At 46.1% G+C, this 14,041-nt stretch carries 12 protein-coding genes; 4 read left to right on the forward strand and 8 right to left on the reverse strand.

Annotated features, from left to right (window positions below):
- The 4 genes from mbcS to ACW5MY_RS13500 all read right to left on the reverse strand — a co-directional run bounded on the left by mbcS (position 1) and on the right by ACW5MY_RS13500 (position 4,392).
- Positions 1–1,587, reverse strand: a complete 1,587-nt coding sequence (mbcS, locus tag ACW5MY_RS13485; protein ID WP_014470820.1) for an acyl-CoA synthetase MbcS — start codon at positions 1,585–1,587, stop codon at positions 1–3.
- A 148-nt stretch (positions 1,588–1,735) separates the two neighbouring features.
- Positions 1,736–1,957: an alpha/beta-type small acid-soluble spore protein gene (locus ACW5MY_RS13490; RefSeq protein WP_013353186.1), complete on the reverse strand. Its 222-nt coding sequence runs from the start codon at positions 1,955–1,957 to the stop codon at positions 1,736–1,738.
- A gap of 80 nt (positions 1,958–2,037) precedes the next feature.
- Complete coding sequence (gene thiI, locus ACW5MY_RS13495; RefSeq protein WP_013353187.1) at positions 2,038–3,243, reverse strand: tRNA uracil 4-sulfurtransferase ThiI; 1,206 nt, start codon at positions 3,241–3,243, stop codon at positions 2,038–2,040.
- Between the two features lie 3 nt (positions 3,244–3,246).
- Positions 3,247–4,392 (reverse strand): cysteine desulfurase family protein, encoded by a 1,146-nt coding sequence (locus tag ACW5MY_RS13500; protein WP_289393819.1) that lies wholly within the window; start codon positions 4,390–4,392, stop codon positions 3,247–3,249.
- A gap of 194 nt (positions 4,393–4,586) precedes the next feature.
- Here ACW5MY_RS13500 and brnQ point away from each other — a divergent pair, with 194 nt between their 5' ends.
- Positions 4,587–5,927: a branched-chain amino acid transport system II carrier protein gene (gene brnQ / locus ACW5MY_RS13505; protein ID WP_013353189.1), complete on the forward strand. Its 1,341-nt coding sequence runs from the start codon at positions 4,587–4,589 to the stop codon at positions 5,925–5,927.
- Positions 5,928–6,040: 113 nt separating this feature from the next.
- Here brnQ and ezrA read toward each other — a convergent pair whose 3' ends face one another.
- A complete protein-coding gene (gene ezrA / locus ACW5MY_RS13510; RefSeq protein ID WP_013353190.1) occupies positions 6,041–7,732 on the reverse strand; it encodes a septation ring formation regulator EzrA in 1,692 nt (563 codons plus the stop codon).
- A 195-nt stretch (positions 7,733–7,927) separates the two neighbouring features.
- Here ezrA and hisJ point away from each other — a divergent pair, with 195 nt between their 5' ends.
- Entirely contained in the window at positions 7,928–8,740 is an 813-nt protein-coding gene (hisJ, locus tag ACW5MY_RS13515) for a histidinol-phosphatase HisJ (RefSeq protein ID WP_013353191.1), read from the forward strand.
- Here hisJ and refZ read toward each other — a convergent pair.
- Positions 8,730–9,353, reverse strand: coding sequence for a forespore capture DNA-binding protein RefZ (gene refZ / locus ACW5MY_RS13520; RefSeq protein WP_013353192.1), 624 nt, complete (start codon positions 9,351–9,353; stop codon positions 8,730–8,732). The genes hisJ and refZ overlap by 11 nt on opposite strands.
- Before the next feature lie 124 nt (positions 9,354–9,477).
- Between refZ and ACW5MY_RS13525 the strand changes: the two genes are divergently transcribed.
- A complete protein-coding gene (locus ACW5MY_RS13525; RefSeq protein WP_013353193.1) occupies positions 9,478–9,960 on the forward strand; it encodes a GAF domain-containing protein in 483 nt (160 codons plus the stop codon).
- Between the two features lie 35 nt (positions 9,961–9,995).
- Here ACW5MY_RS13525 and ACW5MY_RS13530 read toward each other — a convergent pair whose 3' ends face one another.
- Positions 9,996–11,744, reverse strand: a complete 1,749-nt coding sequence (locus ACW5MY_RS13530; RefSeq protein WP_013353194.1) for a sensor domain-containing diguanylate cyclase — start codon at positions 11,742–11,744, stop codon at positions 9,996–9,998.
- 294 nt (positions 11,745–12,038) lie between these two features.
- On the opposite strand from ACW5MY_RS13530, the gene rpsD reads away from it, so the two are divergent.
- Positions 12,039–12,641, forward strand: coding sequence for a 30S ribosomal protein S4 (rpsD, locus tag ACW5MY_RS13535; protein ID WP_003152406.1), 603 nt, complete (start codon positions 12,039–12,041; stop codon positions 12,639–12,641).
- A 172-nt stretch (positions 12,642–12,813) separates the two neighbouring features.
- Here rpsD and hmpA read toward each other — a convergent pair whose 3' ends face one another.
- Entirely contained in the window at positions 12,814–14,004 is a 1,191-nt protein-coding gene (hmpA, locus tag ACW5MY_RS13540) for an NO-inducible flavohemoprotein (RefSeq protein WP_014470822.1), read from the reverse strand.
- Positions 14,005–14,041 lie beyond the last annotated feature (37 nt).

Genomic DNA, 14,041 nt, shown 5'->3' on the forward strand with positions numbered 1-14,041 from the left:
TTATGCTTTTTTATCCGCCTTCAGCCGTTCTTCGCGCTGTCTCAGCTCCACCCGTCTGATTTTTGCAGACGCCGTTTTCGGCAGACTTTCGACAAATTCAATTTCTCTCGGATATTTGTAAGGCGCCGTAATCGTTTTTACGTGGTTTTGCAGTTCTTTGACAAGTCCGTCACTGCGCTTTTCATCGTTTTGCAAAACGACATAGGCTTTTACGATTGAACCTCTGATTTCGTCCGGACTCGCCACGACGGCGCATTCTTTCACTTCCGGATGCTTCACGAGCGCGTCTTCTACTTCAAAAGGCCCGATTGTATATCCGGAGCTGACGATAATGTCATCATTGCGGCTTTCAAACCAAAAATAGCCGTCCTCATCCTTTTTCGCGCGATCGCCGGTAAGAAAGTAATCTCCGCGAATCTGCTTTTTCGTTCTTTCAGGGTCTTTATAATATTCCTTGAATAAGGCCGGTGTGCTCAAGTGCACGGCGATATCACCCGTTTCGCCTGTTTCGCATACTTCGCCTTCATCGTTTATAATTTCAACTTGATTTCCCGGTGTCGGTTTCCCCATGCTGCCCGGCTTAATATCCATATTCTTCAGGACGCCGACTAACAGGGTGCTCTCCGTTTGGCCGTAGCCGTCTCTCACTTTAATGCCGAAATGTTTCTGGAATACGTCAATGACTTCCCGGTTTAACGGCTCACCCGCAGAAACTGCGCTGTGCAGAGCAGAAAGATCATATTTGTCCAATTCCTCCACCTTTGCCATCAGGCGGTATTCAGTCGGCGTACAGCAGAAGACATTAATCTGATGGCGCTCAAGCAGTTCTAAATACGTTTTGGCGTCGAACCTGCCGTGATAAATGAAGCCTGTTGCGCCGCTTCCCAGAACGGCAAGCAGCGGGCTCCACACCCATTTCTGCCAGCCGGGCGCCGCGGTGGCCCAGACCGTATCGTCTTCAGAAATATCCAGCCATGCGCCGGCGGATGTTTTTAAATGGGCAAAGGCCCATCCGTGTGTATGTACAACGCCTTTAGGCTGGCCGGTCGTGCCTGAAGTATAGGATAAAAATGCCATATCCTCTCTTGTTGTATCTGCTGTTTGAAAACTGTCTCCGTCCGCTTCAATGGTTAAGAGGTTTTTCCAGCCGGCATCATTTTCACCAATAGACAATGTCACGAGCTGATCGGTGTTCACCTCGTCAAACGCGTTTATAAATGAAGGATAAACGATAACGCCCTTAACATCGGCGTGTTTGATCCGGTATTCAAGATCTTTAGCACGAAGCATCTCCGAGCAAGGAATGACGACCATCCCCGCTTTTAAGATCGCTAAATAAACGGCATACGCTTCAAGCACTCTAGGAACCATGACAATCAGCTTATCGCCTTTTTCAAACCCGAAACCTTTCAGGCGGGCTCCGATTTTATTCGTTTCTTCCATCAGTTTTTCATACGTCCAGACTTTCTTGCTGCCTGTTTGATCCTCCCAAATAAGCGCGTTCTTCTCTTTGGAACGGCTGAACTTTTCGATTTCATTCACAAGGTTATAGTTCTTTGGGGCGATTAAATCTTCTCGTTTTAACACGAACAACTCCTCACTTTCTTTCCCCATTATACATAAACATAGGACGTTACAATAAAGATATGCATAAATTGCTTCCCGCCTTCTATCTTTATTCATGAAAAAAGAGCGGGGAATTCCCCGCTCTCTTAGCCATTATGTGAAGTTGTGATTAAAACTGTTGCTGGTTGCTTCCGCCCATGCTTTGCTGAGCAAAAGAAACAAGACGTTTTGTGATTTCTCCACCGACAGAACCGTTGGCGCGAGAAGTTGTTTCCGGTCCAAGGTTTACACCGAATTCAGAAGCGATTTCATACTTCATTTGGTCGATAGCTTGAGCAGCTCCTGGCACTAAAAGCTGGTTGCTGTTTCCGCTGTTTGATTGTTGTGACATGTGTATCACCTCCTTGTGAGTATAGAATGTGATAAAACACATGTCCTCATTCAAAAAAACTTTGGTAATTGTATACAGTTCTAAAACAGGTCCGCGAATTTATCGTGAGCTTCTTGTTCTGAGTAAACAGTTATCGTTTCGATGCCGGCAGCCGCCTCTGCAATCAGCGGTTCAAAGTCAACAAAGCTTTCGAAGTGCTCGATTTTTTCTTTTTTCGGGCGTGTTTTCGGACTTGGCGGCGTAAAGATGGTGCAGCAGTCCTCAAACGGCTGAATGCTTGTTTCATAAGTGCCGATTTCTTTTGATTTCTCGATAATTTCTGTTTTGTCCATTCCGATTAAAGGGCGCAAAATCGGTGTTGCCGTCACGGCATTGATCGCATACATGCTTTCAAGCGTCTGGCTCGCCACTTGGCCGAGGCTTTCCCCCGTAATGATCGCGAGCGCTTTTCGTTCTTCTCTGATTCTGTCTGCGATTTGCAGCATGAGACGCCGCGTCGCCGTCATCGTATAGTTTTCCGGAATTTGTTTTTGGATGAGTTCCTGCGTTTTTGTAAACGGCACGATATGAAGCGTCATACTGCCTCCGAACCTTGCAAGGCATCCCGCAAGATCTATGACTTTCTGCTTTGCCCGTTCGCTCGTATACGGCGGACTGAAGAAATGCACGGCTTCCACTGATAATCCCCGTTTCATCGCGTAAAACCCGGCGACCGGACTGTCAAAACCGCCGGAAAGCATCAGCATCGCTTTACCCGCAGAACCGACGGGAAGACCTCCGGCGCCTTTTTCATCACGAATGGTCAGGAATGTCGCTTCCTCCCTGATTTCAATCCGAAGCGGAATATCGGGATTCTTCACATCGACGGTTAATCCTTCCGTGTTTTTCAAAATGTGGCCGCCGATCTCAGCGTTCATTGCGTTCGTATCTAACTCAAACTGCTTGTAAGCCCGTTTGGTCGCGACCTTAAAAGTATTTCCCGGTGTATATTGGCCTTCCATCGCGGCTAATGCCGTTTTTTTAATGTCTTCCAGCTTACTTTCGCATTTAATTGCGAGACTGAAGCTCTGAATGCCGAATATATTCTTTAATAAGGAACATATTTCCTCCGGGTTTTCTCCATTAAGAGTAATTGACATCCGGTCCCGGTTGGAAAAGTATTTTACTTTTTTATAATCCTTTAATACCAGGCGGATATTCTGTTTTAATCTTTCTATAAAACTGCGTCTGTTTTTTCCTTTTGTGGATATTTCACCAAAACGGATTAAAATATGATCGTAATTCATATGCTACCTCATCATTTTTTTTAGTTTTTGAACAGCCGGCACCAGCGCGGCCATAAACGGCTCTGTGATGTCAGCCGTGTGGCTGAAGTTCAGGCTGACTCGGATGCTGCTTGATGCAATCTGTTCGCCTTTATTCATTTGCAGGAGGACACGGCTCGGTTTGTGCTCTCTTGCTGAACATGCCGCGGTTGTGGAGACGTATATTCCTTTTTCCTCAAGCATGTGCAGCAGCACTTCTGCTTTCACACCCGGAACGGAAAAATTAATGATATGCGGCGCGCTGTTTTCAGCAGGAGTGTTGATGACGACCCCGTCCGTCCTGCAAAGCCTTTCCATAAGCGCATTCTTAGCAGCTTCCACTGAAGAAAGCCGCTCGTTCATGTCACGTGCGGAAAGATTGACCGCTTTTGCAAGGGAGACGGCACCCGCTGTATGTTCTGTTCCGGCACGGACGCCTTTTTGCTGCGAGCCGCCCGTAATAAGGGGAATGAGCCGCGTTCCTTTTTTGACGATGAGCGCCCCGGTCCCTTTTAAGCCGTGAAATTTATGCCCTGAAATGGTACACAGATCAATGCCCGCTTCTTCTATAGACAGGGGGACTTTATGAATGCCCTGTACATGATCAACATGAAACAGAATATTCCCATGCTGTTTCAACAGTCCGCCGATTTCCTTTATAGGCTGAATGGAGCCGACTTCGTTATTGACATGCATGACGCTGACGATTATCGTGTCCGGCCTGATAGCCGCTTTTACGACTTTTAAAGAAACGAAGCCGTCTTGATCGACCGGAAGATATGTGACTTCAAAGCCAATCAGCTCTGTCAGCTGATCAAGCGTCTCCGTCACAGAAGGGTGCTCAATCGCTGAAGCAATGATATGTCTTCCTTTATTCATGTTGGCCCAGGCGGCTCCCTTTAACGCAGCGTTGTTCGCTTCAGTCGCTCCTGATGTAAATACAATATCATAATTTTTTAAACCCAAGGTTTTTTTTATTTGCTGAGCGGCCGCTTCAAGGAGCTGCTCCGTCTCAGTTCCTAGCCGGTGCAGAGACGAAGGATTGCCGAAATAACGGCTGCTCGTCTGTTTATACACATCCAAAACCTTTTCATACGGCTCGGTCGTTGAGCTGTTATCTAAATATATCATTTTTTTTTACTCCTTTTATGAAAACGGTACATCGTATGATATTTATGCTACCATAACAAAAGTAAATATAAATTCGCAATAAATCGAGTATTGACTTCTCTGGACATTGCAATATAATAAGTAATGTTCGTTTTGTTATATTATCTGACAATTAATTGACAGAATATTTCAACATAGTATTTAGGAGGACTTTTATGAAACACTCACTACCTGTCAAAGATACCGTGATTATCGGTTTCATGCTTTTCGCACTTTTTTTCGGGGCAGGAAACATGATATATCCGCCGGAGCTCGGGCAAGCGGCAGGACATAATGTCTGGAAAGCGATGGGCGGTTTCTTACTGACCGGCGTAGGTCTGCCGCTATTGGGTATTATCGCCATCGCATTAACGGGAAAAGATGCAAAAGGACTTGCCGATAAAGCTCATCCGGTATTCGGCACGATTTTCACCGTTGTGCTTTATTTATCAATCGGGCCGCTTTTTGCGATTCCGAGAACCGGAACCGTTTCATATGAAATCGGTGCAGTTCCGTTCTTAAGCGGTGTTCCGGAAAGATTATCTTTATTTATTTTCACTTTAATCTTTTTTTCCATTACGTATTATTTAGCTCTTAATCCGTCCAAAATCGTGGACAGAGTCGGGAAGATTTTGACTCCCATTAAATTCGGTATTATTTTAATCATTGTCATTAAAGCCATCGCCACTCCGATGGGCGGGCTGGGCGCCGTACATCAGGAATACTCCGGAACGCCGGTGTTCAAAGGATTTTTGGAAGGCTATAAAACAATGGATGCGCTCGCTTCAATCGTCTTCGGTGTTGTTGTGGTCAATGCTGTTAAGAGCAGGGGCGTCACCCAGCGAAAAGCGCTTGCGGCCGCTTGTATTAAAGCGGGACTTATTGCAGCGGCAGGTTTGACATTCATTTATTTATCTTTAGCCTATTTGGGAGCGACAAGCACAAACGCTGTAGGGCCGCTCGGCGAAGGCGCAAAGATTTTATCAGCTTCATCCGATTACCTGTTCGGTTCATTAGGAAACATTGTTCTCGGTGCCGCCATCACCGTTGCGTGCTTAACGACGAGCATCGGGCTTGTCACATCTTGCGGCGAATATTTTTCAAAATTGATTCCCGCTTTATCATACAAAATGGTAGTTACGATTGTCACGCTGTTCAGCCTGGCGATTTCAAATTTCGGGCTTGCTGAGATCATTGCATTTTCAGTTCCTATTCTATCAGCCATTTACCCGCTGGCGATTGTCATTATTGTCCTTTCCTTTATTGATAAAATCTTTAAGGAAAGACGGGAAGTCTATATCGCCTGCCTGATCGGAACGGGGCTGTTCAGCATCTTGGACGGCTTGAAGGCAGCCGGCATTCCGCTCGGATCACTAGATTCATTCTTAAACGCGAACCTTCCGCTTTACAGCATTGGAATCGGCTGGGTGCTTCCGGGCATTGCCGGAGCGATCATCGGCTGTATCATCACGTTTTTTACCAGCCCGCCAATCGAATTGAATAAAGCGAAATCGTAACATTCAGCGTCTGCGGCTTGACGTATATCAGCCGCAGGCGCTTTTTTATATTCCGGGAGAAACAAAAAAACTGCACCTCTGATTTCCATCAGGGTGCAGTTTTTGCTTGTACGCTATGAAGCAGATTGATCAGCTTTAATTTTTTTCACGGCGCCGGGAGCCGCTTTTTCAACCGCAGCCGCCGCCATCTCGTAAGCTTCATTGTAGCTGTAAGCGTAAAACAGCCGTTCCGCTTCTTTCAGCTGTTCGGATAAAATGTGATTCTGGCTTCGGAAACGGTTTCCGTACTGGATGATCCGCTCAATAAGCTTCACCTGAATCACCAGTTCTTCCGCCTCTTCACTGACTTCCGCAACCATCTTTTCAGCTTCATTCAGATGTTTGGCGGCTTCCTCCATGTTTAACGGCAGCTCTTCCAATTGGCTGACGGTTTTTTCTATATGATGATTTGCCGTCTCGAGCTTGTCCTTGACCTGTTCAGGAATACCCGGCACATTGCTTTTTTGCAGCATTCTCGCTGTGTCAGAAATGGTTTTCCGAAGGTGCATCAGCGTTTCACGCGCCTGCAGTTCTTCTTTTCTGAGCGCTTGCAGATTTTCACGGTATTCGGCATGTTCTTTCTGAGCCTCTTCCATCTGCTTTTCGATGGCCTCAACTTCTTCAATCAGCAGAGAGTAAGCGACATGCTCTCCGTCAAGTTTTTCTCTCGCCTGCTCAAGGAGCCGGCCGATCGTTTCCATCTGTTTTTCAAACGCATGCTGTCTGCCGATTTCTCCCGCCGTCAGCTGATAGCTTTCCTTGACGAGCTCTGTTTCGGTTTTTGTGCGGTCTTTTTCTTCCTCAAGCTTCTCATACGCGATGATCAGTTCAGGCATTTTGCTTAAGACGGACTGTCCGGCTTCCACTTCGCCTTCCAGCTGTTCATACATCGATTGAATTGTTTCATCAATCAGCTGAAGAATGGCGGACGCTTCGTCGACATCCAATTCTTCCAAAAGCGCGTGTTCTGCCCGTTTCACTTGATTTGTGAGTGTCTCCAGCTCTTTTTCGATTTGAATATGTTCCAGTTTGTAGCCTTTTTCCGTCATTTCCCGGTAGCCGTCTTTCAGCTTGGCAATTTGGTTCGGCACGGTCTGTTTACAGTCCGCGAGCAGTTTCGGAACGTCATCTATGTATGTTTGAAGCTGATCCAGCCTGCGGTCCTGTTCAAGCAGCACTTTTCTCGCTTTGATGTAATTGCCGCCTTCCGTCTCTTCTTCGAACTCTTTTATGCCGCTCCAGATTTCGTCGAGATCCGTCTCCAGGCTGTTATAAAGCTCTCCGTAGAGATGGCTGTACGCCAGAAGGTTCTTCCGCGCTTTTGAATACCGCTCACGCACCTGTTCAATCTCTCCGCGGCTTTTTTCCTCGCTCGTCACAAGGTCGCTGATCTCACGCAGGATGCCTTCTATATTTGATTCGGCGGCGGTGAGGAGATCGTCGATGTGGACAAGCACCTGATTCGCTTTTTTAAACCGGTATTTGTCGGCGTTCTCTTCGGCATCATAAAGGAGCTCTTCTACTTTCGGCAGATGGGCTGTGACAATTTCATCCCACTCCTCGCGCCATCTTTCAAAGAACTCTTCCGTCTCTCCGGTCATTTTCAGATGTTTGATCTTGGACATTTCTTCCACAATCGAACGGTTTAAAATTTCAATCTTCCATGACTCCAGCCGGTCAATTTCCGTATAAATTTTTTTCCTGAAAAAGTAGCCCGCCGCAAAGAGTGCGAGCAGTATAACCAATAATCCGATGACTAACTCCATAATGAGCCCCCTTGTTGTTCTCATAATCTGTCAGGGTGTTTTATGTATTCAGAAAGATTTCAATATATGTATTGAGAAAATCTGTCGTTTTCATTGTTATTATGATACCATGTAACCAACATTTTTTGACCAGAAATCAAAAACTTTTTGCATAATTTCGGCAGGATTCTGCAATTTTTTAATGGAGTGACAAAAATGGAAAAACGAGACGCTCATATCCACACGCCTTTTTGCCCTCACGGCTCGAAGGACGCGCTGAAACAATATGTCGAAAAAGCCCTGGAAAGAGGCTTTACATCTATCACATTTACTGAGCATGCCCCCCTCCCTCCGTCTTTTCAAGATCCTACACCGCTTCGAGACAGCGCAATGGCTCTCAGAGAGATGGAGGCCTATTTGGACCGGGTCTCACAATTAAAAAAGGTATACATGGGACAAATCAGCATCCTGACAGGGCTTGAAACCGATTTTATCTCAGGGTATGAGGAGGAAACCGCGGCGTTTCTGAATACATACGGCCCCTCACTGGATGACGGCATTTTATCTGTTCATTTTTTGAAGGCCGGCCCGTCTTATATATGCCTCGATTATGATGAGCACGCGTTTCAGCGGCTCGCCGCGCACTTCGGAAGCATTGAAGCGGTATATGAGCAATACTATGAAACTGTGTATTCTTCCATTGTAACACCGCTCGGCCCCTTTAAGCCAAAACGGGTCGGCCATATCACACTCGTTAAAAAATTCGCGCGCCTTTTCCCTTACAGCATGTCACCTCAAATAAGAGAGCTTGTGACCCGCTGCCTTGACGCTGTGAAGAAGCACGGAATGGAGCTGGATATTAATACATCCGGGCTCAGAAAGAAGTTTGCCGGGGAAGTATACATGGAGGATTGGATGGCGGAGACGGCGAAGCAAAAAAAAATCCCGCTCATATTCGGGTCGGACGCCCATCAAGCGGAAGATGTCGGCAGTTTCTATGAAACGTACAAAAGCATCATTACTTCATAAGCACCGCATCAGGCCGGCGAAACACGCTTTCGATCCAAATCTTCACCTCTTCAAAATACTTTTTATAAAAATACGGTTCATGAGGCTGCATATAGAGCACCTCCGTAATATATTGTGGCTGAAGATACGGCATCATCAAGAGGGATTTCAATTGCAGAATAAAATGCGGCACGGGCAGCGTCAGACGCCTATCGCGTGACTGCCCTTCTTCGATCACCAACTGGAAAATATATTTTTCTTTCATTAAATAAGTAGACATAATTTCCCTGATAAGCACAGAATCAATCGTCACTTCCCGGTACACAAACCGCGTTAATTGACGATGATCGTGCTGATAGGATAAAATATCAAAAATCACCCGCAGGATGCGTTCCTGTGCGTCTTCACCGTTCATACTGACGGCGGCGTTTTCCAGCGCCTCAGTGTAGCCTTCGTAAAACTCGGAAACTAAATGTTCCATTAATCCGCCTTTCCCTTTAAAATAGTAGGAGATGTGCGCAACATTTACATCAGCTGACTTTGCGATTTCACGGACGGACGTGCCGGAATAGCCTTTTTGGTTAAACAGCTGGACAGCGGCGTTAATAATTTTGTCTTTGGTGCTTACTTTCATACGGCTCACCCCTTTATGTTACCAATTCAAGCCGAAGGGCGCCGTTCCTGTAAGAACTTCTCGACAAATGCCGGCAGAACGGCCGGAACTTTGTTTGATATTATAGAAAAAGTGAGGGTTTTCCATGTTTCATGTCGAAAAACAATCCGGAGATAAAGAAAAAAGTTATCAGCTTCTGCTTAAACAGCTCGAAGCCATGACAGAAGATGAAACAGATGCGATCGCAAATTACGCGAATGCGTCAGCGCTTTTATACCATTCCTTACATGAAGTCAACTGGGCGGGGTTTTACTTTGCTAAAGAGGGCGAGCTTGTGCTCGGACCGTTTCAAGGGCTTCCTGCCTGTGTGCGCATTCCGTTCGGCAAAGGCGTATGCGGCACTGCCTACTCTAATGGCGCAGTGCAGCGGATTGCCGATGTGCATGCGTTCCCGGGACATATCGCCTGTGACGCGGCTTCCCAGTCAGAAATCGTTCTTCCGATCCGCGTAAACGGTGAAGTGATCGGTGTGCTGGACATTGACAGCCCCGTGAAAAACCGTTTTGATGAAACAGACGAATCCTATTTAGCACAGTTTGTTGAAACGCTTGAAAAACGATTAGGATAAAAAAAAGGAGTTCGGCCCGCGGGCCGGCTCCTTTTTTACGTCGCCGTGCTGTTTTGATGGATGATCAGCCGGTTTTTACCGTTCCGTTTGGCGGTATAAAGCGCCTCATCCGCTTGCTGAACGAGCATTTTCAACGGCATCGGGTCAGTCTTTGACCAGCAGGAAACACCGCAGGAAATCGTCACGCGCGGTTCGGTGTTTTCCCGGATGGCGCGGACCAGCCTTCTGGCGATGCGTTCCCCGGATGATACGTTGATATTCGGCAGATAGACAGCCAGCTCCTCGCCTCCCCATCTCGCAGCGACATCGTGCTCCCGGATATGGTTTTTCATAACGGAGGCCACCTGTATCAGGATCGAATCCCCCGTTTGATGACCGTATGTATCATTAATGTTTTTGAAATTATCGATATCAACGAGGATGAATACACCCCGTTTATGAATTTTCATGCTGTATTGAATTTTCTCATCCAAATAGGTTCTTGAATACAGCTCCGTCAGCTGGTCTGTCTGAACAAGATGCTCAAGCCTGTCGCGCAGCATGGAGTTCGTGACCGCCAATGTCGCATGGTGAATGAGCGCCTGAAAAAGCTTATACATTTCAAACGTAAAAGCGTATAAATCCTTTTTCAATAAAATCGCGAATCCGAAGACGGTGTCATTTTCGATCATCGGCACCGCCATCAGCGAACCGTAGCCATTTTCGCCGAATACAGTCTTTCCGCTGCCGATAAACACACCTTTTTCTCCTTCGAACAGCTTTTCTTTCACAATGCTGATGTATGCGTCCGCGCGTTCTGTCTTAAAAAAGGCGGTATGCCCGGGAAGCAGATTTTGCGCTTCAAAATGGTCAATATGAAAAAAAGCCACTTCTTCCGCATGAAACGATTGAATCATAATAGCGGCGAGCTCCCGCATCGTATCAGTGAGCCTGAGACGCTGATTCAGCTGACGCGATGTTTCATTGATGAGCTCAAGATTCGCAATGCTTTTTTTCGATTGCTCATACAGCTGCGCATTTTCAAATGCTTTTCCCGCTGCGCCCGCAAGCAGCATCATTTCACTCAGAGAACTGCACGAAAGCGCGGCATCCTGCAGCCCCTCAGCCTTCAGAACCCCGTAAGTCCCCTGCTGGCCTTTAATCGGCAGGTAAGCAGATGACCTGCCTTTCCTGAGCATTCTGCCTGACAAATAAACCTTCAGGGCAAACGGATCGGCATCTTCTCCGTCCATATGCAATTCTTTTGCGGGGAGCTGTCTGTCCGTATCCTGATCCTGCGAGATAAACAGTAAAAAACGGAAAGACTGGAAAGCCTTCCTCAAACTCGCCTGCAGTTTTTCCAATACTTCATCCTGATCTAAAAGCGAATGGAACATTTCTGTCATTTTGTGAATTTTCCGCTGATGCTTTGTTTTGTCAAACAGCCCGCTTTGTCTCACAGATTGATTGATAAATTGAGTAACGAGCTCAGGCAATGATTCCGGGATCGGAAGTCCGCTTTCCGAGCGCAGATAAAAGGATCTGCCGGACGTCTGATTCCTGATCATAAAACGGCCGTCACTCTCTTTCAGCGGAGCATAATTCGGTTCCTCTTCTGTTTTTATGGTGAAACGTGTTGATTCAGCCGGTGAAAGGGTCAATGAAAGAGATGTAAAGCAGGATTCAAGAGCTGAGGCCAGCCATAACAGCGAGTCGGATAATGAGACGGATTCAGATTTCGTCAAGAAAAAAGAAAGCATTTTCTGATGAAAGGCCGTAACTTCATCGATTGTTTGTTTTTTCATTTTTATCACCTAAACATGTACTACTCATTTTTGTACATTATATCATAAACCGACAGTCTTCATGGAGAAATGGTTGACGGCGGCCGGGAAAAATCATATAATGTTCTTTGTGTGAAATATTGCAGCCTTTTTGTTCAGCTTCTGTGTTTTCATTTTGTTCCTTAGCTGTAAGGTGTATCGTGTAACTCTCTGCTGCTGGAGCGAGGATACATGAAAACAAAATGTGCACGGTCGGATCGAACAGACGGTTTTTATTTTCCACAAAATAAAACCAAACAAAGGAGGAGTCACATTATGGCTCGCTATACAGGTCCATCTTGGAAACTGTCTCGCCGTTTAGGAATCTCTCTTAGCGGTACAGGTAAAGAATTAGAAAAACGCCCTTACGCACCAGGTCCTCACGGTCCGGGACAGCGTAAAAAACTATCAGAATACGGTTTGCAGTTGCAAGAAAAGCAAAAACTTCGTCACATGTACGGTGTAAACGAACGTCAATTCCGCACATTGTTTGACAAAGCTGCAAAAATGACTGGTAAACACGGCGAAAACTTCATGATTCTTTTAGATGCACGCCTTGATAACGTTGTGTACAAGCTTGGTCTTGCGCGCACTCGCCGTCAAGCACGCCAATTAGTTAACCACGGTCACATCCTTGTTGACGGAAGCCGCGTTGACATTCCGTCTTACCAAGTAAAACCTGGTCAAACAATCGGTGTTCGCGAAAAATCAAGAAACCTTTCTATCATCAAAGAATCTGTAGAAGTAAACAACTTCGTTCCTGAGTACCTTACTTTTGACGCTGAAAAGCTTGAAGGTACATTCACTCGTCTTCCAGAGCGCTCTGAGCTTGCTCCGGAAATTAACGAAGCGCTTATCGTTGAGTTCTACTCTCGTTAAGTAAAACGCTCTTTAAAGAGCATTGGATTAAACCCCGGAAATGTTGTGATGACAATGTTTCCGGGGTTTTTCTTTTGGTTGTGTAAACTGCCCCCGTACTCAGCCGTTTATCCCGGAGAATATAAAAAGCACCCGTTCATCCGGGTGCTTTTTATCGTATTTCATTCTTCCATCACACCATACTCAGCTGCGGTTCGAATAATTCGTAGTGGATCGATTCTGGCGGTGTATTGAATTCAGAAATCAGCTTTTTCATTGCTTTAATGAATGACGGTGAGCCGCACAGGTAAAAATCAGCATCTTTATCTGTCATCACTTCTTCTAAAAGCCGCTTGTCAATCCGGCCTTCCCGAAAACGAATGTTTTCTGAACGGTCTTGTTCGGACGGCTCGCTGTAAATAAAGACAGTGTCAACGGATGAATGTTCCGCAGCTTCCTCAGCTTCATGCCGCAAAGCATGATACTCTCCGCTCCTTGCCGCATGGATGAAAAGAACATTTCGCTGCGGCTGGGTTTTCACAACCGTTTTTAACATGCTGATCATCGGCGTAATCCCGACACCGGCACTGATGAGAACCAGGTTCTTCTTTGAGGCAGGGTCCAATATGAAGTCACCGGCCGGGGCGCTGATCTCGATTGAATCTTTTTCATGTAATTGGTCATGCAGATAAGAGGAAACAACCCCTTCTTTTTTAACGGAAATCCGGAAATAATCCTTACCGGACACGTCCGATAAGCTGTACTGGCGGATATGCGTATAACCCGTGTCCGGAATGTATACTTTTACACTGATATACTGTCCTGCTTTGAATTCAGGCAGCGGCTGTCCGTCTTCCGGTTTTAGATAAAATGACGTTATCTCTTTGCTTTCTCTTACCTTTTTATCAATTTTAAACGGCTTATAGTCTTTCCATCCGCCTTTTTGCGTTGCCGCTTGTTCATACATGTCCTTCTCAATTCCGATAAATGCGTCTGCAATTGCGCCGTATGCTTTTTCCCACGCCTGAATGACCTCAGGAGTAGCCGCGTCCTGTAACACATCCTTTATCGCTATTAACAAAAACTTTCCAACGATTGGGTAATGCTCGGGCTTAACTCCGATACTCCGGTGTTTATGGCTGATTTGTTTAACGACGGGAATTATGTTTTCCAAGCGGTCAATATTGGCGGCGGCTGCAATCACGGCATTCGATAAGGCTGTACGCTGGGTTTTTTTCTTTTGATTCGTCTGATTAAAAATATTCAACAGCTCAGGGTGATGCTGAAACAGCAGGTCATAAAATCGTCCTGTGATTTCTTCACCATGCTCTTCCAATACCGGCACGGTGCTTTTAATGATCGCGATTGTTTTTTCATCGAGCATTCTGAAATCCCCCCAAGATGTATGCATCTCGATTGAC

Source organism: Bacillus sp. Bwzl_19, from assembly GCF_054900515.1.